Here is a 21,616-nt window from a genome sequence, read left to right as displayed (position 1 = left end):
ATACATCTAATACCTTTGTTATGCCGTTTAGCGTTAATCTTTAATAATTTAAAAAGATCATATCTGTCTTTAATTGATCGTTAGTTTCGTGAATACCCATTGTATCTAATTTATGAATGATAGATTGCTGAACGCTTTTAGCCTCTGATTCACTTGATACTTTAGAAGAGATTTCAACGACATTGTTTGAACCGATATCCCAGTTTTCAATCTTCACTTCATTGCCACCTATATTTCCTTTATGGCGTTCAAAATGAACAGGACCGATAAGTGACGGATTTGAAAATTGAAGCAATGATTTAAACGGTGATTTAGCATTCGCTTGCAACACTTCTAAACTTTTTGAGACATCCGGTAATTGACTGCCTAAGCTGACTTTTGCTTCGTTAGAAGCACTTAATGTTTGCTTGCCTTCTCCATACTCTACTTCATATTCATCTGTTTGAAAGCCGTCTTGCTTTGCTTTAGATACTGCACTTTCTACATCGCCATTCATGATGGGATAACGTTTCTTATACTGTAGTTTAGTCTCTGTATCTTCTTCGGATTTTCTGACACGATAAGTGATGTTTTGACCATAGTTTGTACGCTTTGCGTCATCTATGTATTGTACAGAGAAGTCTTCATCCTTATCTTCTGAACCTAACTGTTCTAAAATGTCGTGTTGAATATGACGATTATCTTTCACAATTTTGTCTGCTTTCGCATACACCTTCACTTCATATTGATCAACTTGTGCGTGACTTTGGCCACTTGGCAGCAACATGAACATTGCGCCGATGGCGCAGCTTGATTTTAAAAGTATTGATTTCATAACTCCACCTCCAGTTTCAATGTACCTTTAAAATATAAAGCTTTGACTTGTCTAGATTTAACTTCTTATAAATTTTCAAACAACTGATTAATACCTATATAGATAAACTGAATAAAATAACAATTGATTTAGGTTTAAATTTACATATATACTGATAACATACAAAGAAACAGGAGGTCATATTAAGATGAATGAGGCATGGCAAACAGGCATCCAATTTCTAGGCCAATTATTCACTGGACAAGTATCGACTGCTTTTATCATCATTCTCGTCATATCATTTCTGCTCAATTTTTCAATTGATTATATCTATGAAATGAATCGTTTAACTGATTTAAACCCAATTATTAATTTATTGAAAAATCTCATAGAATCGATAATAGAAACATTGGCATTCATTTACTTTTTCATTGCGTTTATACATATACTTACCGTTATTCCGTTTTTAAAAATTATTGACACTTCTACTTTGGCAATAGGCGAAATGATATTAATTTGTTATGCGGTTTACAGTGTTTTCAACATTCCATCAATAATGATTATGTACGCACCTACTATGCTTAGCCGTATATTTAATCTGCTTGGACAAATCATTATCGGAGGATTGATTTACTACTTATTGCTGATAATTATGCCGCTGCATATTCCATTTAATACGCCTTTAATCATCGGTGCTTTTGTCTTAACACTTGTTGGAAATCTTATTATTTGGAGTGCCGCAGTCGCTGAAGCTGAAAAAGAAAAACGTGAAAAACAAGCGAAAGCCAGCAAGGAATAAACAGCTGTCTTTCTTCTCTTTAATCGCATCACTTTCTATGTTAGGATTATATCTTGTAAGTGTACATGATATAGTGTAAATGCGAGATGCAACCTGAGAGCGGGTTGCTTTTTCAATGAGTTTCTAGGGAATAAGTCCTGATTATTTTTCAATTAAAGAGAGAAAGGCAGAGAAATATGAAAATCAAATACATACTGTTGCTTGCACTCACGACGGTACTGCTTGCGGGTTGTGATTATTCGAAGAGTTCCAACCGAGACGGTTTCTTCTTTAACACATTCGCAAAACCAATGGATCAGTTGCTGCATTGGTTAGGTCATAACCTTAACAATAACTATGGACTTGCAATCATCGTCATTGTCTTAGTGATTCGTTTGGTAATGCTTCCGTTTATGTTAAGCCAAACTAAGAACGGTCAAATCATGCGTAAAGTGATGGAATTTGCAAAACCAGATATGAAAGAAGCACAAGAAAAAGTTAAACGTGCGCGTACACAAGAAGAAAAAATGGAAGCACAGCAAGAAATGATGAAAGTCTATAAAAAATATGACATCAATCCGATGAAAAACATGTTAGGCTGTCTTCCAATCTTAATTCAAATGCCTGTACTATTCGGTTTATATGTCGCATTAAAATGGCCATCTCAAGGCGGCATTTTAGATCATCCGAACTTCTTATGGTTCAAACTGACTGAACCAGATATTTGGATTACGATTATTGCCGGTGTACTTTACTTCTTGCAATCACTTGTAAGTTTAGAGAACATGCCTAAAGAACAACGTCAAATGGGTTATATGATGATGATCATTTCACCTATCTTCATCGTATATATTTCATTAACATCAGCATCTGCACTTGGCCTTTATTGGTCAGTCAGTGCCATCTTTATGATTGTTCAAATGTTCTTTGCGAATAGATATTACAGTAAAGTCGCAGATGAAGAAGTGGCACGTATTAAACGCGAACAAGCGAAAAAAGAAGGCAAAGATAAAAAGCCTAAAAATACAAAAGTCGTTGCTAAGAAGAAAAAGAAAAAATAAGCAATACTAAAGCCCGGGAAGTCGTTATTTCCCGGGCTATACTTATGTCTTAATATTCAACTGTCTTTAAAAGAAACGCAGTAAAATGATACCGATAAAAATACAAATAATACCTGCAATTTTACGGGCATTGATTCTATTCTGTTTCGCACCTAATATACCGAAGTGGTCAATAATCACACCCATTAACATTTGACCAAGCATTCCGACAATGGTCGTCAGTGCAGCGCCAAGATGCGGCATTAAAATAATATTGGCTGTTACGAATACCACACCTAATATACCGCCGATAAAATAAATCGGTTTAATCTTGCCGATATTCGGTTCGAATTTTGAAAGTTTAAATGAACGATTTACAAACGCTGTAATGATTATCAGTGCAATCGCACCAATACAAAATGAGATAAGCGAAGCAAACAGCGAACTATGTACTTGCTGACCTAACTGACTGTTAATCGCGGTTTGAATCGGAGGCGCAAATCCGAACATAAAGCCGATAACCAGCCATGGCAATACCATTGCTGAAGGTTCAGTTTTCTGCTTATTACGCACATAATTCATCACAATAATGCCGATAAATAACAGTAAGACACCGACGAATTTTAAAAATGTAAATGCCTGAACATCCGCATTAAACCATCCGAAAGTATCTATAATAACTCCCATAATAATTTGTCCGGCAATGGTAATAATCACTGTTAACGATGCATCTAAACGCGGAAATAACAATAAATTTCCTGTTAAAAATATAACACCTAACAATCCGCCTACAAACCATGTATAATTCAAAGATTGATTGGCAAAAAAGCTCGGCGTAAAGTGACTCGGTGTCACGATTAAATTAACTAACAGTAAGAAAATAGCCCCTACTGAAAATGAAATCGCTGATGAATAAAAGGACGAATGTGTAAATCGTATCAGCTTTGTATTAATAGATGTTTGAACCGGTACAACCATACCAGCTGCCAAACCTAATAAGAATAAAAACAGCATAAGTTACCTTCTTTCTAGTCTTAGTTAGATTAGTATATCAAAGCAATATCGTTTAATAAATAACACTCGCATCTTTTAAAGCATAAAAAAGCTGCCTACTTCGGCAGCTCTTTCTTGCATATTCATTTACACTAATATTCTTCTGACTCAGCTGCAGCTTCTTCTTGCCTTTGAAGTTCAGCTTCTTGTCTTCTCATTGCTTCTTCTTCTCTTGCGGCTTGTTCATCTTGACGTTTCATTTCAGCTTCATAAGCACGTTGATCGGCTTCTTCTTGCTTTTGACGTGCAGCTTCTTCACGTTGATAAGCCTCATCTTGGTGCTTCATTTCCGCATCGAATTCCTTATCGAGACGGTCTTGTTCTTTTTGCCATTCGGCTTCTTCGCGATCTAATTGTTTTTGATATTCTTTTTCCCATTCTTCACCTAATGCTTCATAGAGTTTCTCAACACGTGCTGCTAAATCATTGTATTCTTTATTGGTTACTCCACGTGTCACATGATTCATTTTTTCTCCATCTGTCAGTGCATTATACTCATCTACTAATGCATTGTATTCTTCTGCTGTATAAGGATAATCTTCAGAATCATCTTTTGTTTTAGAAGGTTTTTCTTCTGATGCTGCTTCTGTCTCGCTGTCATGTGATTTGCCTTCTCTGATAAGTGCTTGATGCAGATTCCATTTTGCTTTTACATTGCTGTCTTTGAAGTACGTATCCATCTCTAAGGTATAGACTTTTGCGTCCGGCACATCAAATACTAATGTATCTGTAGCTGTTTTACCTTGATTTAATTGATGTGAGAACATACCGTCTGTACCGTCGCCGCCATACCAATCAGGATAAGTTTCTCCTCTGACGTTCATTGTAAATGCACTTGAATCTACAAGTACTTGATCACTGTTGTTATTTTTAAATTTCAAAGTTACTTTTAATGCTTTGCCGTTTTCAGGTGCACTGTATTCATCATAATCATTAATGTACTCTACTTTAACGACACGTACATCGACGCCGTCGGCGTCTACGATTTGACCCACCCGGAAAGTTTTCATTTGTTCTGTTGCCTTTCCTCTGCTTTCTGTTGTTTCAGTCTTTTCTTCAGACTTTGCGCCGCTGCAGGCTGCTAATAAAAATAATACACTTACCAATAAAAACCAAAGTCTCTTCATCTGTCTCTCTCCACTCTGTATTTAGTTGTAAAAATTCTTAGATAGCTAATGTATTCGACATCAAATTATCTGTATAACAACATTTTATAATACTTTTAACACAAAGCAATCTATTTTTGAGTTTTTGTTAAGAAATAATAAATTTAGCGTGATTTAAACGCTATAACCCATGTATCTTGCAAGGTTTGTGTGAATATGACTGTGTAAATTTGTAATTTTTGTAGAAATTAGGATTAAGACTTTTCTATTAGGAAATACATATAAAAGCGGGATATTTATTCATACAATTTAATGAATAATTTCCTTTTTGCATTTGCGATAAATGCACGTTTGAAGTTACCTAATGCATAATGGTAACTTCTCTGACAAATTTAACGATAAATTTATAATAATTGTGCAACATTGCATTGACGAAACCAATGGAAAGCGTTTACAATTAATGTGAAATCAATCACATAGAGGAGTTGTATTAGAATGCAAAACTTAAGAAACAGACATTTCCTAACATTATTAGATTTTTCAAACAGAGAGATGGAGTTCCTATTGAACCTATCCGAAGATTTAAAACGAGCTAAATACGCTGGAATCGAACAGCAAACGCTTAAAGGAAAAAACATTGCATTAATTTTTGAAAAAGACTCAACTCGTACTCGTTGCGCATTTGAAGTTGCAGCAGCAGACCAAGGTGCAAGTACTACTTACTTAGGACCAACTGGTTCTCAAATGGGCAAAAAAGAAACAGCAGCAGATACAGCACGCGTTTTAGGCGGCATGTATGACGGCATCGAATACCGCGGATTCTCTCAACGTACTGTTGAAGTACTTGCAAAAGAATCAGGTGTTCCAGTATGGAACGGTCTTACAGACGAAGATCACCCTACTCAAGTATTAGCTGACTTCTTAACAGCTAAAGAAGTATTGAAAAAACCTTACCATGAAATCAACTTCACTTACGTTGGTGACGGACGCAACAACGTTGCGAACGCATTAATGCAAGGTGCAGCAATCATGGGTATGAAATTCAACTTAGTTTGTCCAAAAGAATTAAACCCAACTGACGAATTATTAAACCGTTGTAAAGATATCGCTAAAGAAAACGGCGGCGAAATCTTAGTAACTGACAACGTTGACGAAGGTGTTAAAGGATCAGACGTTCTTTACACAGACGTTTGGGTATCTATGGGTGAACCTGATGAAGTTTGGGAAGAACGTATTAAATTATTAAAACCTTACCAAGTGGACCAAGCAATGATCGAAAAAACTGGCAACCCTCATGTTATCTTTGAACACTGCTTACCATCATTCCACAACACTGACACTAAAGTCGGTAAAGATATCTACGAAAAATTCGGCTTAAAAGAAATGGAAGTAACTGACGAAGTCTTCGAAGGCAAACACTCAGTAGTATTCCAAGAAGCTGAAAACCGTATGCACACTATCAAGGCTGTAATGGTAGCAACTCTAGGAGATATTGGATAAGGAGGACATAAAGCATGGCTAAAATCGTAGTAGCATTAGGCGGAAATGCCTTAGGCAATTCCCCACAAGAACAATTAGAGCTAGTGAAAAACACATCAAAATCACTTGTCGCATTGATTCAAAAAGGGCACGAAGTAGTCATCAGTCACGGCAACGGACCGCAAGTCGGCAGTATCAACCTAGGATTAAACTTTGCGGCAGAACATGATCAAGGTCCAGCTTTCCCATTCCCAGAATGCGGCGCAATGAGTCAAGCTTACATTGGTTATCAACTACAACAAAGTTTACAAAACGAACTACACAATTTAGATATCAAAAAACCTGTTGTGACTTTAGTCACACAAACAGTTGTATCTAAAGAAGACCCAGCTTTCGAGAACCCAACAAAACCAATCGGTAAATTCTACGACAAAGATTTAGCAGATACAATCTCTAAAGAACGTGATTACACATTCGTAGAAGACTCAGGTCGCGGTTACCGCAGAGTGGTACCATCACCTCAACCGATTGAAATTGTGGAATTACCAAGTATCGAAGACTTAATCAATAACGGATCTCTTGTTATCGCCGGCGGCGGTGGCGGTATCCCAGTTGTTAAAAACGACCGCGGTGATTTACAAGGTGTAGACGCAGTTATCGATAAAGACAAATCAAGTGCTATTCTTGCAGCACATATCAAATCTGATAAATTGATTATCTTAACTGCAGTTGATTATATCTTCATCAACTTCGGTAAAGAAAACGAAGAAAAATTAACTGAAGTCACAACTTCTGATATGGAAAAATATATTGAAGAAGGTCAATTCGCAAAAGGTAGTATGTTACCTAAAGTTGAAGCTTCTCTGCAATTTATTGAAAAGAACCCAGAAGGCGAAGTACTCATCACTTCTCTAGAAAATCTAGATGCTGCATTAGAAGGCAAAGTGGGTACAGTGATCAAGAAGTAGACCATTTTCACTTACAACTAAGTGATTAGTATATTAAATTGATTATAAAAATTGCCTGAACACGATTGAACAATTCAACTTTTGTTACAACTTGTTCAGGCTTTTTTATAAATTTTCATTACATAATTTATATTCATATTCTATCGCAAATAGGTATTAGGTTGTCAGTTCTCATCACTGACAAAAAAATTTTACGTTTTAAAAAAGAGTATTCTTACACTCAGTTAATATGATAACTGCACCTCACACTATCCCTGCTTGAATAACGTTTGAATATAAATTTAACACTGCTTTTTAAGCATAGCTTGAAAAGCGATTAATAGTAAGGGACAAAAAATGCATCTTGTCTTTCTATTCTATCTTTAAATATACTAGCTGCATTTTTCGCTCCTTTGCTTATAAGGAGATGATTAGTATGGATCATGCAAATGAAATGAATGCTGCAAAAGAATCAACTGAACCACCTAAAAAGAAAAAATTTAAACTGCGAATGCCTGGCGCCTTTGCCATTTTATTCATTTTAACAGTAGTAGCAGTCATCGCAACTTGGCTCATTCCAGCCGGTGCCTATTCTAAACTTTCCTATGAGCCTGGTTCTGATCAGTTGAAAATCGAGAATCCTCAGAAAGAAATTAAGAAAGTACCTGGTACACAAGAACAATTGGATAAACTCGGAGTTAAAATCAATATCGAGCAGTTTGAATCCGGCGCAATTAACAAGCCGATTTCCATTCCTGATACTTATGAACGATTAGAACAAAATCCAGCAGGACCAGCACAAATCACAAATGCAATGGTACACGGTACAATCGAAGCCGTAGATATCATGGTATTTATCTTTGTACTTGGTGGATTAATTGGGGTCGTTAGCGCAAGCGGTTCATTCGAATCTGGACTGTTAGCCCTAACGAAGAAAACAAAAGGACATGAGTTTGTGCTCATATTTATGGTATCTATCCTCATGGTTCTAGGCGGTACCTTATGTGGTATCGAGGAAGAGGCCGTCGCCTTCTATCCAATACTGGTGCCTATCTTTATAGCCATGGGCTATGACTCTATCGTCTGTGTGGGTGCCATATTCTTGGCAAGTTCCGTCGGAACTACGTTCTCAACAATCAACCCATTCTCTGTAGTAATTGCCTCTAACGCTGCAGGTACTACATTTACAGAAGGATTGTATTGGCGTTTAGCAGGTTGTATTGTCGGTGCCATATTCGTTATCGGATACTTATATTGGTATACTCAAAAAATCAAGAAAGATCCAAAAGCATCTTACTCATATGAAGACCGAGATAAATTTAATGAACAATGGTCAGTTATGGGTAAAGACGAACACGCGGATCAATTTACATGGCGTAAAAAAATCATTTTAATCTTGTTCGTTATCCCATTCCCATTAATGGTTTGGGGCGTTATGACACAAGGTTGGTGGTTCCCTGTTATGGCCGCAATGTTCTTATCTGTCACAATCATCATCATGTTCATTGCCGGTATGGGTAAACATGGATTAGGAGAAAAAGGAACCGTCGATGCCTTTGTCAACGGTGCATCAAGTTTAGTAGGTGTATCATTAATCATCGGTTTAGCCCGCGGTATCAACCTTGTTATGAATGAAGGCTTAATTTCAGATACTATCTTGAAATTCTCTTCTGATATCGTATCTCATGTGAGCGGTCCGATCTTTATCATTATCTTATTAATAATCTTCTTCTTCTTAGGATTTATCGTACCGTCATCTTCTGGTTTAGCAGTACTATCTATGCCTATCTTTGCGCCGCTAGCGGACACAGTAGGTATTCCAAGATTCGTTATTGTTACTGCATACCAATTCGGACAATACGCAATGCTATTCTTAGCACCAACTGGACTTGTAATGGCTACATTGCAAATGCTTGATATGAAATACTCTCACTGGTTCCGATTTGTATGGCCGGTTGTAGTATTCGTACTGGTATTCGGTGGTGCCATGTTAGTAACACAAGTATTGATTTATTCATAACCAAAGATAAAAAATATTATACCTTAAATCTAAGCGGAGGTTCGAAAGAATCTCCGCTTTTTACATTTATATAGGAAGAAACTCGTAATTTTATCCCCTATCCACCTTTTTTATCTGCATTTTACATATAACTTGGCATAATAAAAGCCCGCTGCTTAATTTAAGCAACAGGCTTCAATTTATTTTAAAGAAAAAAGTAGTGAAAGTGATGCACTAATTCAAAATGCTTATCTCTATAAGCACAATAAAACTATATAAGGGGAACAGCTGAACACTGCTCCCCTCATAAAGAAAAGAATCAACTATTATGTGTATGCATGCTATGCAAGCAACAAAAATCCCTTCCTAAGGGCTGATGTAGAGTTTACATCTTTAGAGCAATTATAGCGGCCAACGCAGTATCTTAATTGGAAAAAATACTGCGTTAACCTAGTTGGAAAAATCTGTAGAACTAAATATAGAATTTACATCCTGTCTGAATACTTAGTAGTTCTGTGTGAAGTGGGACCTGTATCAGTTGATTTCTTTCAGGCAGCACCAACCATTAAAATGCTGCTTTGAAATCAAATGTTAAATTGGGATAGGCTTTACAGCAATTCTCTATCTTTCATACTATAAAGCCTAGCAGTTGGATGACTGATACACAGGAGAAAGCGCTGTGATCAATCATATAATTTTTGAAATGCAGTTTTCCTCTTTATCTTTTCTGCATCCATGTTTCTAGTTGCATATAATTATGATCAGCCTTTATTTATCTATCAGGCATTTCATCGTAGTTATGTTCTCTCTTTCTACAACTGCGTTCTGTAATGTTTCTATGTCTGTTTTACAAAAAATCATATACTTTTCGAGTTCTAAGTGACTAATAGATGTGTGCGTGTTTATGTCCAACTGGATTTTTAACTGGAAATAACATAACCGTTATGAAATAGATTGCCTTTCATAAGTTATTTTTTTACCAGCTGTCCGATAAACAAATAGTTGATTGATCATCTTACTGTCAAACCTCATGAAGTTAGTTACTATTTTCTTGTTTGATGATTCAATCTTGCACAAGCCTTAACCTTCTGTGTATGCAAACATAAGTTGGGATATGTTGGCCTTACAAACACCAACTTTAATCTTTGTTTGAGATTCTATTTTGCAAGCACTGGGCTTGTGCATGGATAAATATTAACACCTCTTTTTTTGATAGTCAACAAAAATCTTAAAATTTTTATAGGTTTTATTAAAAACATTACATTTCACCGCAATTTCTAGGCGATCAAGTTTAAGAAATACCCACAATCGATACATTTACAAAATCGCTTTACATCAGCTTTCAAAAGACTTTTTTCAGTATTTTGTTACTAAATTAGTAACGCAGTTACTTTTGTTATAAAGATAACTTATTTATTGTTTACCACATTTTTATAAATATATAATTAGAAATTTTTTAGTACATCCTTTTGATAAAATTTCTTTACATGCCTCAAAAGTTAATATATAATTTTGCTTATCTTAAGAGCGAGGTACTAACATATGCGTTAGTTAATCCTGTAATCCTATTTCAATAAACCAGAAAATTCACCTGCTGCTGTCAATTTGTCTCGCTCTTAAGTCCTTATACAGTAGGCCTATTTTTCTGGCTGCCGCCCTGCTTGGGCGGCTTTTTTATATTCATAGACAAAATAAAAAGGCCCAATCACAAAGCAGATGCCTTGTGATCAGACCCTCAGAATAGAATGTCTAGCATTAAGAAAAACTTAATACTAGTAGTGGATATGTAGTTTCTTTCGAAACTGCATGCTAAAATCTTAGCATTACCACAATTCTTTTGTCAATCTAATATTTTAATTTTTGTATCGAGTTTAATAACGCTTTTGTCTCATTAACAAAATATTTACACTTATTGCTTACAATATGTACTAAAAATCAAAATTATGGAACATATCTCGTTGTATAATTTTAAAGTTTCAGAAGCTTTCACTCGTAATTTTTCTTCAAAAGTTCAAACAATGCACTTCCCTTATGTTTAAAGGGTTCATTCAATGTTTACCACTTAGAATTGTCAAACTATTTTAATTTTTTCTTTAAAAAAGTATTTACAAGCTTTAAAAATCATTCTATAATTCGAATATCTCATGAGGGAAGCTAAAAACTCCTCTTTAACAATCTTCTTTTCTCTTGTGAGTCATACATCTTTGTGTTCATAGCTAAGATGACTAATAACAGTGCTCAAATAAATACTAAAATTCGTGTCAGTAACGACACAATATACAACATCCAAGAAAGGAGTACTGATTTATGATTAAAGATTTTAAAAATTTTATAAAGCGTATCCGCAAATATAACTTCTGTTATTTGCAGCCGCTTAAATACTTACTTTTACTAGGGCTTTCTAGTATTACTCTGCTTATATCGCTGTTTTTAGAGCAGCACCTTCTTAATAAATTATTATGCAATTCATTAAACGTAACAGAAAAAAACTTGCCTCGGGGTGTTTATTATGAATTTTAATTATCATTTTTTAGATTATGACTTCGTAGAAGACAAAGACAAACTAGATGAATTTTTAAATGCGAATTGTTTATATGATCATCCCTACCATCAATTCACTGCATTAACAAATGCAATAGACAATAGTAATTTAGAATTGCAGGATAAGAAATGTCTTAAAATAATGCTCACATATCTGCAAAAAGAATACCCTTTTGATATTATCCAAAAGCTTGATTCAGAAGTTATTAACGTCACAAAGCTAAAGAAAGCATCGTTTAAGTCCGCATATTTTACTAAAATCGGTCAATTAGATATCAAGGTACCAGAACACCTTTATACTGTATTCGATCCAGAAATCATGCACAATTATGAATTGCCGCATGCGGTGATGCTGACGTACTTGCTTGATAATCACGTCAATGGCCTTACTTTAAACAAAGCACATGATGCGATATTCAACTTTTGGGGTGCATCAGTTACTAAAGATGCTGTCCAAGTAATGAAAGACCATTTGAACACTGTGGTTGCCCCTTGGCGCTGCCGTTCATATTCTGAATCACACTACTACTTCTTGCATGCTGATATGCTTAAAGTCCCTGTGTTTAAAGGTGACGAAATCGACTTTGCTAATTTATATACAATCACAGGTATCGATAAGAATGGCCGACAAAGCATCTTAACTACACGTCTCTCATTTGAGACAGAAGAAAAGGTATGGAAGTCTCTGTTTGAAGAACTCTTTGATAGAGGGCTGAATGAACCCCTGTTGCTTTCAGGCGGTGTATCTGATGATTTAAAAGCAGCTGCACAAACTTACTATCCGAAGATGAAATATCAAATCTGTTCGATAGCAATGCGTACTGCAATCAAAACTGAGTTTGATAAGCAATTGAATACAGATCAGCCTACAGACCCGAATCTGCCTGATGTATCTAAACGGGCACATAAACTGGTCACTGCACTGTACCATCACAGAACGGATTACGCTATCAATGTCCAATTGAAAGAAGAACTGATTCAGTTGACCGACGGTCAACCACAATATCAATCAGGCATCGCGCTATTAAATCGCCACTTTGAGGATTGTTTCACATATCTTTCATTACCTGTAAGACCTAATCAAAACTACACCCTTACAAGCAACAATGCGCAAAAAATAAACAATGAAATCAAGCGCAAGAACGAATGCCCGATGGTCTATGCAAGTATTGAATCTGCTGAAACAGCTATTAACTGCCACATGATGTATTTAGAACAAGAAATGTTCTTTAAAACTCTGAAACTTGCAGTTAGAGACTAACCAATCAAATTAAAAATGAAAGGACTGCTCGTTGAAATTTCGAGCAGTCCACACTTCTATAGTTCAGTATATTTTTTATTTGAGTCTTTACTTTTCTCAACAGGATACTTGATCGCATTCTTCTTCAGCTTTTGTCTGATGATGTCATCGATATCCATATCCAGATTATCCGCAATCATATAACTGTAAATGAGAACATCTGCGAGTTCTTCTGCTATGCGCTCACGTTTTGTATCATTGACCTCTTCAGGTTGTTTCCACTGATACAATTCTAAAAGCTCAGAAGCTTCCAGCGATAATGAAATTGCTAAATCCTTTTCATTATGAAAAGGACGCCAATTACGTGCATTGCGAAAATCATTAATTTCTTGAATCAGTTGTTCTGCATTATTCATGGTCTATACCTCCGTTTGCGGCACGTTTAAGTTCGTTTTGCAAGGCTTCGTCAACTGCGTAAATATATAAGCCATTAACGCCGCGTGTTAATAAGACGTTTAATTCATTCTTAAGCAATTCTTCTGTGAATTTAGCTTTAGTATTATCTGAGAGTGTTCTATTTCTAGTTGCTTTTTTATTATAACTCTCTGAACCATCAAAAATAATTTTTCCATCTCTGAATTTCACAGACGGACCAATAATCACACCTGCATAATTTAAATCGAAACCTTGTATGGTAAATGTTGAACCTACTTCATCGATAGTTTGACTTTGCTCGGGCCAAGATAAAGATTTTTCTCGTTTTTGGACTTTAAGTTGACTATTCCAAGGCATGCTCCATTCACCAATACGTACACGCCAATAATCCGAGTCTTCAGGCTTGTTGCTGCTATACTTCCAGTCATAAGTCGCAAGTAATCGTGAAATACCAGATTCTTGAGATCGAGCTTTATTTCGTATCGCTTGTTCTAGCTGTATAGGTTGATCAAATACTTTAAGGTCATACTTTTCATCTTCAGGAATATTATTTATGCTTTGTTTATCTATAAGACTGCGAATCCAATTGACAGTGTCTTCGTTACTATTGATACGCATTTGATTATTAAGCTGTATGTGATTACTATTTGCTTTAGTTTCCTTAATCATTTTTCTAACTGATCTGCTTCTATCACTTGTTCAGTACTTAAGATTTGATTTCTATCAAATACCGCAACAACAACCTTAGCACGTTCAATCAAATCATTGAGCTGGTTCTTACCGCGATAAGATTGCTTGCCTTGTGTCCATAATAAATGCGCCTCATCCACGATTACAACATCAACCTTATCTTCTGGGCTGCGTTGATTAATAAAACTCGTAGGCTTATTTACAATAGCATGTTTCTTATCTTTCTCATCATAAAGTCCTAACTTCTTAGCGATTTCTTGATAGACCTTTAATTGTTCATCATGATTTACAAGCAAGTAAACATTCAAAGGTTGATTGTCATTTTCTTCTAAAGCATCACGCTTTAAATCAAAAAACAAACTGCTCATTAATACTGTTTTACCAGACCCCGCTTCACCTTCTACCAGCACTAACTGTTCTTCTAAATGATTATGTAACGCTACTTTAATCTTCCCTATAATCATTTCTTTCGCTATATTTTGTTCTCGCGTCAATTTATGGAATGGAGAAGCTTTGAATATCGCTGAATCTCTAATAATACTTTCAACCGGAAACAGGATATCATTCTCTCTGTTAAGCTCTTTCCAAATATCTGTAAAAATCGTATCTAATTGATCAGAAGTATAATACTCATTCTGCTGATTCGTTCTACTATTAAAGATTTTTTCGATACTTTGAACACTTGATAAATATTGCATTAGTCGATTCTCTATATCCAATGTTAAAGACTTATTGAAATAATAATGACCGATCACATACATATTTGAAGTTAACGATAATGAAAAGTCTTACCAATATTCTTTCATTCTCGCATCCGTATTAATATGAGTCGAGGTACGTCCTCTTATATCAGACGTCTCCCCTACATATACCTTAAAACCATCTTTTTTCTCCTGACTATTGATAATATAGACAGTTGGGTAACTCAACAGATACTTCTCATCATCAGATTGTCTCCACGTATTCACAGAATCATTCAAATCACGCATCGAATACCCTATGTTCCTTACTATAGGTTTCCGTTTCCTATTCATGTTAATCACCTATCGCACCGTGTAATTATTGTAGTAATGATTTACTACAATGGTATTTAAGATAATTATAGTTGTCGATAAAGAGGAATACAATGGTTATAAACCTTTATTTGCACAATTACAAACATGGAATATATCATTTTCACTCATTGATTTTCAATAAAAGTAAGTGATATGCATTCTTATAACATAAATGGAAAAATTTAATCATCGTATGTTCGGAAGATTTTATATTGTATCGCCTCTGCGTCAAACACTTTACTTATCATATCTTGAACATCTTTAAATTCACTATGATTTTTATAAGGATCTACAATGAAAGCCTGTGGTTGATCGCTTTCTATATCGTAAATACGTAATATAAGATAGTCACCGGGGTTTTCGTAAATAGAGAATAATTCATTTAGAGATATATAATAAGGCTCAGTTTTATCTTTTTATTTAGTTGTTTTAACCTCTATATATTTCTTTGTTGGATTTTTCATATCAAATGGATCAAATGCTTCCATATCGTAACCAGCACCATGATTCTTACCCATTGAAGTATCTATAAGTTTATAAAACTCTTGTTTTTTCTCTTCATCTTTTACTTTATCTTCTATTAATTGTTTAAAGTACTTGTATGCTAGTTCTTCCCCTATATCACCCGTTAATTTTTGTTCTCTGTTAGCTTCTTCTATTTCACTATCTTTAACTTTCTTGGCACTCACCTTTTTCTTTTTACTGTATTTCGTTGTTGTAGGAGGATCAACCATAGCTAAAGTCGTATTTTTGTTTTTTTCTCTTATTTGTTTTATCTTTTGTTCCTCTGCTTTTTCATTTAATCCGTAAAGCATTGAATCATAAAATTCCCTTGTAACTTTCTTCGCTAGATCATCATATATGTCAATAAAATTATTTAAGTCTCGATGTAGCTCTTCATTATCTAATTCATCAAACGCATAATATTTATAAATAATTGATGTAAGTGCGTAGCCTGATGGAAGACCTTTTGTAATGTCATATGTGCTATCTCCATTTTCACTATAATAAAACCTCCCTTCCTTATAATCGTTATCCTCAACATATTTCAGCATTTCTTTAGATAACACAAGTGCATTCTCTTTTGCTGTTTTGTTATATATCTTGTTTATCGCTTTCCATCCTTGTTCTAAAACAAGATAAACCCCTTTACCTTCAGGATGGAATAAATAGACGAGATAATAACCTTCTTGTGTTGTAGTACTTATTTCAGGATTAAAAATTGCAATCCAAGGGACACTACTATACCTCCCTGTACCAGCACTACCACCTATCTTTTTATCTTCAACATTAAAGTTCTTCTTTATATATTCTGGTAATTGCGTTTCAACCAGATTATTATATTCCTCTCCTTTATCCCATTGTTTTTTTGAACTAATTGATCTATCTAAAATTTCCTTCTTTAATTTCAACGCTTTTCTAACCATTTCTTTCATGTTCATCCCACCTGTATGATAAATTATTGTTTCTGTTTCAAACCTTCATACTTACGCAACACAAACTTTTTTGACTGCTATTATTGATGCCATTATAGCAATAATTTCATATTAAATTAATGTATATACTAAAGATAAATGAATTTACTAACGCTTACTAACTTCAACATTAAAAATTATTTTTGTTTCCAATGTTAATTATTTGAATATTGCGAATACATTAAGTAGAATAAACTTAAACTAAGTAAGCGCTTACATTTATAGTTTATGTTTTTCTATTTATTTGTTTTAAAGGGGGGCGATAATTTGAAGCAATATGATTTAGTGATCATTGGTGCTGGTCCTGGCGGTTATGTTTCAGCAATACGTGCAGCACAATTGGGATTAAAAACAGCAATCGTTGAAAAACAATATTACGGGGGAACTTGTTTAAACGTAGGCTGTATTCCATCTAAATTACTTTTAGAATATGGTAAGAAAGTTCATAACATTCATCTTTCTAACTCCTGGGGTATTAACACTGGGAAATTAGACATTGATTATTCAAAGTTATCTTCTAGATCAAAGAAAGTAATTTCACAACTAACAGGCGGTGTTGAACATCTGCTTAAATCAAACGAAGTTGACCTTATTAAAGGTGAAGCAATTGTGCATGATGACCTTACTATTCACGTAGATGACCAAAAGCTCCAGGCCAAAGATATTATTCTTGCGACTGGCAGTACTCCTTTTGTTCCTCCTATTTCCGGCTTAGATAAAGTGAAATATCATACTACCGACACTATTTTTAACATGCAATCACTTCCTAAATCATTAGCTGTCATCGGTGGCGGTGTGATCGCAACTGAAATCGCATCCTCAATGGCAGACCTTGGTGTCGAAGTATCAATCATTGAAATTGCTGATGATATTTTACTTACTGAAACTGATGAAATCCGTTCTATTTTAAAAGCACATTTAGAATCCCAAGGTATTAATGTATTAACGCAATGCAATATTAGTAAAGTTACTCAAAGCCAAATTGAATTAGAGCATCAAGACTCTGTAAATTTTGACACTCTCTTAGTAGCAACCGGACGAAAGTCTAACCTTCAAGTTGCTGAAAACCTGAATTTAAAACAAAGTAATAAGGGGTCCTTTATAGAAGTGGATGAGACTTATCAAACAAGTATTCCGCACCTTTATGCTGTAGGCGATTTGATCGATAGTTATCAACTTGCACATGCCGCAAGTATTGAAGGCATCACAGCCGTTGAAGCAATAGCTGGTCTGAAACCTAACCCTGTGAATAAGGAAATGATACCTCGATGCATTTACACACGCGTTGAAGCTGCATCTGTCGGTCTTTCTCAATCACAAGCAGAGGCACAAGGTTATCAAGTTAAAACTGTTGAAGCCCCGTTTCAAAGTAATGCCAAATCAATGATTGAAGGTGAAACTGACGGTTTTATTCAACTAGTGATTGATACTCGATATGGTGAAATTCTAGGTGGTTTTATTACAGGTCCGAATGCTACTGAATTAATCGGAGAGCTGCTAGGTGTCAAAGTCTCAGAAGGAACGATTGAAGAATTATCTCAAGTGATTCAGCCGCACCCTTCCTTGCTTGAAGTTATGGGGGAAGCTGCAGATGACTACTTAAAGAAAGCAATTCATAAGCAGTAATTTTCTATAAGGGGGAATTAGTTATGGATAAAGAAAGAGCACGCTGGATTTATAAGACAATGAATGAAATTAGAAATTTTGAAGAAACGGTACATGAAATCTTTGGTAAAGGTGAAATTCCTGGTTTCGTTCACTTATACGTAGGTGAAGAAGGTGTTGCTACTGGAGTCATGTCATTGTTAGAAGATGATGATTATATTACAAGTACACACCGTGGTCATGGACACGCTATCGCAAAAGGATGCGATTTAAATGGTATGATGGCTGAAATTATGGGGAAAAGAGATGGCTTAGGTCACGGTAAAGGCGGATCCATGCACGTAGCCGAAATTGATAAAGGTATGCTCGGCGCAAACGGTATCGTAAGCGGCGGATTTGGTTTAGCTACTGGCGCTGGTATCTCACTTCGAAATCAAGGTAAAAATAATGTGGCAGTCTGTTTCTTCGGTGATGGTGCTGCCAACGAAGGCAACTTCCACGAAGGATTAAACTTTGCGTCTATTTTGAACTTACCTGTGATATTCGTTTGTGAAAACAACCAATTCGGCGAAGGTACAACACATAAATACGCTAGTGCTTCAGAAACAATTGCCGAACGTGCAAGTGCCTATAATATGCCCGGTGTCTATGTAGACGGTATGAATGTTGTAGAAGTTTATGAAGCTGCTAAAGAAGCGGTCGAACGTGCTAAAAATGGTGATGGACCTACGCTTATCGAATGCGACACATATCGTAAATTCGGACACTTTGAAGGTGATGAGCAAAAGGTTAAATCCAAAGATGACCGCAATGCTGATCGTAATCCGACTGAAGAATTCCGTAAATATGCGATTGAAAACGACTTATTAACTGAAGACGAAGCAGATGAAATTGAAGAGGCAGCCAAGAAAGCAGTACAAGACGCTGTCGAGTTTGGTGAAAACAGTGAATTACCTGATTTAGATTCATTATACAAAGATGTATTTGCTTAAGTTAAAGGGGGACTAACAATGAGTGAAAAACGTGAAATTACATTTATGACTGCCATTAATGAAGCCATTGATTCTGCAATGCAGCAAGACGAAAATGTTATTTTAATCGGTACTGATGTTGCTGGCGGTGCAGATGTTGACCACTTGCAAGACGATGACTCATTCGGCGGTGTTTTCGGTGTAACTAAAGGTCTTGTGAAAAAATATGGAAGAAATCGTGTCATTGATACACCTATCGCAGAACATATCACACTAAGTTCAGCAGTCGGTGCTGCTGCTACTGGTTTACGACCAATTGCTGAATTAATGTTCAATGATTTTATCGGATTCGGCTTAGATCCGATTTTAAACCAAGGTGCAAAAATGCGTTATATGTTTGGAGGAAAAGCGAAAGTCCCTATGGTGCTTCGAACAGTTCATGGAGCTGGTGCTGGCGCTGCAGCACAGCACTCTCAAACACTTTATAACATTTTCGCTAGTATACCAGGTGTTAAAGTCGTAGTACCGTCCAATCCTTATGATGCTAAAGGGTTATTATCAGCAGCAATCCAAGATGATAATTTAGTTGTCTTTTCTGAAGACAAAACTCTGCTTAGCATGAAAGGCGAAGTACCTGAAGAAGAATATACTGTAGAAATCGGTAAAGCCAATGTAGTTCAAGAAGGTGAAGATTTAACAATTGTTGCTATTGGTAAAATGGTTCAAACTGCTTTAGAAACTGCAGAACAATTATCTGAAGATAATGTTTCAACTGAGGTAATCGACTTGCGCTCCATTTCTCCATGGGATGAAGAAACAGTTTTAGACTCTGTTAAGAAAACTGGACGCTTAATTGTAATCGATGAATCAAATCCTCAGTGCAACATTGCAGGCGATGTCGCTTCAGTCATTGGAGATATCGGCTTTGACTATTTAGACGGACCTATTAAAAAGGTTACTGCACCTGATACACCAGTACCTTTCGCACAAAACCTTGAACAAGCTTATATTCCTAGTGTTGATAAAGTGTTAGATGTAGCAAGTGAACTTATTGAAGACTTAAAACAAGTAAAATCTTAAGCCAAGGGGGTGTAATAGATGAGCACAAATATTATGATGCCAAAACTTGGAATGACAATGAAAGAAGGCACAATTGAAGAATGGCATGTACAAGAAGGCGATGTTGTCAGCAAAGGTGATATCGTAGCCTCGATCAGTTCGGAAAAGCTGACACAAGACATCGAAGCGCCTGCTGACGGTACAATATTAAAAATCACTGCTCAAGCCGGCGAAGACGTAAAAGTAAAAACACCTATCGGCGTGATCGGCGAAGAAGGTGAAACTGTTGAAGATTCACCTGATACAGATCAAAAGGTAGAGACAGAAAAGACAGAAAACGAATCTGATGACAAAGAGAAGAATAAAAAAGAAGTTCAATCATCTAAAGCAGATGAACAACCTACTCAAAATCAAGGCGATCGAATTTTCATCTCCCCTCTTGCTCGCAATATGGCAGATAAAAACGACTTAGACATCAAACGTATTAAAGGAACAGGCGGAAATGGAAGAATTACAAAACTTGATATTCAGCGTGTACTTGAAAATGGTTTAGATAAAAAAGCTGAACAAACTGAATCTGAAGCCATTGCATCCGCTTCTTCTACTTCTATTGGAGAAGGTTTGAATCCTATGCGTAAACGCATTGCTCAAAACATGCGTCAAAGCTTAGACCAAACGGCACAACTTACATTGCATCGAAAAGTAACTGCAGATGCTTTATTATCATTTAAAGAGAAGTTATCAAAAGAGTTAGAAGACGCTGGACAAGAAGTAAAACTATCAGTCACTGCTTTATTGGCTAAGGCTGTTGTACTTGCCCTTCAAGAGTATCAAAAAATCAATGTCAGATACGAAAGTGGTGAACTTAAGGAATTTGAAGAAGTGCATCTAGGTATTGCTACTTCATTAGAAGACGGACTCATGGTCCCAGTTATCGAAAACGCAGATGGCAAAAGCATCGGAGCACTAGCAAATGAAATTAAATCATTAGCTGATAAAGTGAGAAATGGCGAGACAGATGATATTGCATTATCAGGTTCCACATTTACTATTACAAACATGGGAGCGAGCGAGATAGAGTACTTTACGCCAATATTGAATGTTGGAGAAGCGGGTATTCTCGGAGTCGGTTCAATGCAATCTGAAGTCGTTATTCAAGACGGAAACGTCAGACAAATACAGCGTCTGCCTTTCAGTTTAACATTCGATCATCAGTTGCTAGATGGAGCAGATGCTGCTGAATTCTTAAAAGTTTTAGCTAAATATATTGAAAATCCATATTTGTTAATCCTATAAATTGCAAAACAGGGATGCGTATTATTTAAGATCGCATCCCTGTTTCATTTTGTT

17 protein-coding genes and 2 pseudogenes are annotated in these 21,616 nt (G+C 35.8%); 12 read left to right on the top strand and 7 right to left on the bottom strand.

Annotated elements, in window-relative coordinates; all coding sequences use genetic code 11:
• Nucleotides 1–40 precede the first annotated feature (40 nt).
• On the bottom strand, nt 41–814 hold the full coding sequence (locus MUA90_RS01310; protein WP_262587853.1) for a hypothetical protein: 774 nt from the start codon (nt 812–814) through the stop codon (nt 41–43).
• Between the two features lie 187 nt (nt 815–1,001).
• On the opposite strand from MUA90_RS01310, the gene MUA90_RS01305 reads away from it, so the two are divergent.
• Nucleotides 1,002–1,592 carry a hypothetical protein gene (locus MUA90_RS01305; RefSeq protein WP_262587852.1) on the top strand — a complete coding sequence of 197 codons (591 nt, stop codon included), beginning with the start codon at nt 1,002–1,004 and terminating at the stop codon, nt 1,590–1,592.
• Nucleotides 1,593–1,768: 176 nt separating this feature from the next.
• On the top strand, nt 1,769–2,632 hold the full coding sequence (gene yidC, locus MUA90_RS01300; RefSeq protein ID WP_114604337.1) for a membrane protein insertase YidC: 864 nt from the start codon (nt 1,769–1,771) through the stop codon (nt 2,630–2,632).
• Between the two features lie 66 nt (nt 2,633–2,698).
• Here yidC and MUA90_RS01295 read toward each other — a convergent pair whose 3' ends face one another.
• Together MUA90_RS01295 and MUA90_RS01290 are read right to left on the bottom strand one after the other, a co-directional pair.
• Nucleotides 2,699–3,625 carry a DMT family transporter gene (locus MUA90_RS01295; RefSeq protein WP_262587850.1) on the bottom strand — a complete coding sequence of 309 codons (927 nt, stop codon included), beginning with the start codon at nt 3,623–3,625 and terminating at the stop codon, nt 2,699–2,701.
• A 131-nt stretch (nt 3,626–3,756) separates the two neighbouring features.
• Nucleotides 3,757–4,791, bottom strand: coding sequence for a DUF4352 domain-containing protein (locus MUA90_RS01290; RefSeq protein ID WP_262587849.1), 1,035 nt, complete (start codon nt 4,789–4,791; stop codon nt 3,757–3,759).
• Nucleotides 4,792–5,265: 474 nt separating this feature from the next.
• Between MUA90_RS01290 and argF the strand changes: the two genes are divergently transcribed.
• From argF to MUA90_RS01265, 5 genes are all read left to right on the top strand, one after another.
• Entirely contained in the window at nt 5,266–6,270 is a 1,005-nt protein-coding gene (gene argF / locus MUA90_RS01285) for an ornithine carbamoyltransferase (protein WP_262587847.1), read from the top strand.
• Nucleotides 6,271–6,284: 14 nt separating this feature from the next.
• Nucleotides 6,285–7,217 (top strand): carbamate kinase, encoded by a 933-nt coding sequence (gene arcC / locus MUA90_RS01280; RefSeq protein ID WP_105994402.1) that lies wholly within the window; start codon nt 6,285–6,287, stop codon nt 7,215–7,217.
• A gap of 433 nt (nt 7,218–7,650) precedes the next feature.
• Complete coding sequence (locus tag MUA90_RS01275) at nt 7,651–9,216, top strand: YfcC family protein (RefSeq protein WP_199790685.1); 1,566 nt, start codon at nt 7,651–7,653, stop codon at nt 9,214–9,216.
• A gap of 2,286 nt (nt 9,217–11,502) precedes the next feature.
• Nucleotides 11,503–11,715, top strand: coding sequence for a hypothetical protein (locus MUA90_RS01270; RefSeq protein WP_262587845.1), 213 nt, complete (start codon nt 11,503–11,505; stop codon nt 11,713–11,715).
• Entirely contained in the window at nt 11,705–12,997 is a 1,293-nt protein-coding gene (locus MUA90_RS01265) for a transposase (protein WP_262587843.1), read from the top strand. Before MUA90_RS01270 ends, MUA90_RS01265 begins: the two co-directional genes overlap by 11 nt.
• A gap of 56 nt (nt 12,998–13,053) precedes the next feature.
• Here MUA90_RS01265 and MUA90_RS01260 read toward each other — a convergent pair whose 3' ends face one another.
• From MUA90_RS01260 to MUA90_RS01245, 4 genes and pseudogenes are all read right to left on the bottom strand, one after another.
• Nucleotides 13,054–13,392 (bottom strand): nucleotide pyrophosphohydrolase, encoded by a 339-nt coding sequence (locus MUA90_RS01260; protein WP_262587841.1) that lies wholly within the window; start codon nt 13,390–13,392, stop codon nt 13,054–13,056.
• Nucleotides 13,385–14,565, bottom strand: a pseudogene (locus tag MUA90_RS01255) (DUF2075 domain-containing protein). Before MUA90_RS01255 ends, MUA90_RS01260 begins: the two are co-directional and overlap by 8 nt.
• A gap of 324 nt (nt 14,566–14,889) precedes the next feature.
• Entirely contained in the window at nt 14,890–15,090 is a 201-nt protein-coding gene (locus tag MUA90_RS01250) for a GIY-YIG nuclease family protein (RefSeq protein WP_262587840.1), read from the bottom strand.
• Nucleotides 15,091–15,572: 482 nt separating this feature from the next.
• A complete protein-coding gene (locus MUA90_RS01245) occupies nt 15,573–16,592 on the bottom strand; it encodes an MrcB family domain-containing protein (RefSeq protein ID WP_262587838.1) in 1,020 nt (339 codons plus the stop codon).
• A 267-nt stretch (nt 16,593–16,859) separates the two neighbouring features.
• Between MUA90_RS01245 and lpdA the strand changes: the two genes are divergently transcribed.
• The 5 genes and pseudogenes from lpdA to MUA90_RS14005 all read left to right on the top strand — a co-directional run bounded on the left by lpdA (nt 16,860) and on the right by MUA90_RS14005 (nt 21,562).
• Nucleotides 16,860–18,257: a dihydrolipoyl dehydrogenase gene (lpdA, locus tag MUA90_RS01240; RefSeq protein ID WP_262587836.1), complete on the top strand. Its 1,398-nt coding sequence runs from the start codon at nt 16,860–16,862 to the stop codon at nt 18,255–18,257.
• Nucleotides 18,258–18,280: 23 nt separating this feature from the next.
• On the top strand, nt 18,281–19,228 hold the full coding sequence (locus MUA90_RS01235) for a thiamine pyrophosphate-dependent dehydrogenase E1 component subunit alpha (protein WP_262587834.1): 948 nt from the start codon (nt 18,281–18,283) through the stop codon (nt 19,226–19,228).
• Between the two features lie 18 nt (nt 19,229–19,246).
• Entirely contained in the window at nt 19,247–20,287 is a 1,041-nt protein-coding gene (locus MUA90_RS01230; protein ID WP_262587831.1) for an alpha-ketoacid dehydrogenase subunit beta, read from the top strand.
• Nucleotides 20,288–20,305: 18 nt separating this feature from the next.
• Nucleotides 20,306–20,822 (top strand): annotated as a pseudogene (locus MUA90_RS14010) (biotin/lipoyl-containing protein); the annotation flags it as partial.
• Between the two features lie 74 nt (nt 20,823–20,896).
• Entirely contained in the window at nt 20,897–21,562 is a 666-nt protein-coding gene (locus MUA90_RS14005; RefSeq protein WP_398577376.1) for a dihydrolipoamide acetyltransferase family protein, read from the top strand.
• The last annotated feature ends 54 nt before the right edge of the window (nt 21,563–21,616 follow it).

This window comes from Staphylococcus sp. IVB6181, from assembly GCF_025561445.1.
Classification (GTDB): Bacteria; Bacillota; Bacilli; order Staphylococcales; family Staphylococcaceae; genus Staphylococcus; species Staphylococcus simulans_B.
The sequence above is the reverse complement of the archived record's forward strand: the minus strand, read 5'-3'. Positions and strand labels throughout refer to the sequence as shown.

Coding starts and splice junctions, on each gene's coding strand:
- MUA90_RS01290 (WP_262587849.1), bottom strand. CDS start 4,791: ATGAAGAGACTTTGGTTTTTATTGGTAAGTGTATTATTTTTATTAGCA.
- yidC (WP_114604337.1), top strand. CDS start 1,769: ATGAAAATCAAATACATACTGTTGCTTGCACTCACGACGGTACTGCTT.
- MUA90_RS01235 (WP_262587834.1), top strand. CDS start 18,281: ATGGATAAAGAAAGAGCACGCTGGATTTATAAGACAATGAATGAAATT.
- MUA90_RS01275 (WP_199790685.1), top strand. CDS start 7,651: ATGAATGCTGCAAAAGAATCAACTGAACCACCTAAAAAGAAAAAATTT.
- MUA90_RS01265 (WP_262587843.1), top strand. CDS start 11,705: ATGAATTTTAATTATCATTTTTTAGATTATGACTTCGTAGAAGACAAA.
- MUA90_RS01260 (WP_262587841.1), bottom strand. CDS start 13,392: ATGAATAATGCAGAACAACTGATTCAAGAAATTAATGATTTTCGCAAT.
- argF (WP_262587847.1), top strand. CDS start 5,266: ATGCAAAACTTAAGAAACAGACATTTCCTAACATTATTAGATTTTTCA.
- MUA90_RS01305 (WP_262587852.1), top strand. CDS start 1,002: ATGAATGAGGCATGGCAAACAGGCATCCAATTTCTAGGCCAATTATTC.
- lpdA (WP_262587836.1), top strand. CDS start 16,860: ATGTTTTTCTATTTATTTGTTTTAAAGGGGGGCGATAATTTGAAGCAA.
- MUA90_RS01250 (WP_262587840.1), bottom strand. CDS start 15,090: ATGCGTGATTTGAATGATTCTGTGAATACGTGGAGACAATCTGATGAT.
- MUA90_RS14005 (WP_398577376.1), top strand. CDS start 20,897: ATGCGTAAACGCATTGCTCAAAACATGCGTCAAAGCTTAGACCAAACG.
- MUA90_RS01230 (WP_262587831.1), top strand. CDS start 19,247: ATGAGTGAAAAACGTGAAATTACATTTATGACTGCCATTAATGAAGCC.
- MUA90_RS01270 (WP_262587845.1), top strand. CDS start 11,503: ATGATTAAAGATTTTAAAAATTTTATAAAGCGTATCCGCAAATATAAC.
- MUA90_RS01245 (WP_262587838.1), bottom strand. CDS start 16,592: ATGAAAGAAATGGTTAGAAAAGCGTTGAAATTAAAGAAGGAAATTTTA.
- arcC (WP_105994402.1), top strand. CDS start 6,285: ATGGCTAAAATCGTAGTAGCATTAGGCGGAAATGCCTTAGGCAATTCC.
- MUA90_RS01310 (WP_262587853.1), bottom strand. CDS start 814: ATGAAATCAATACTTTTAAAATCAAGCTGCGCCATCGGCGCAATGTTC.
- MUA90_RS01295 (WP_262587850.1), bottom strand. CDS start 3,625: ATGCTGTTTTTATTCTTATTAGGTTTGGCAGCTGGTATGGTTGTACCG.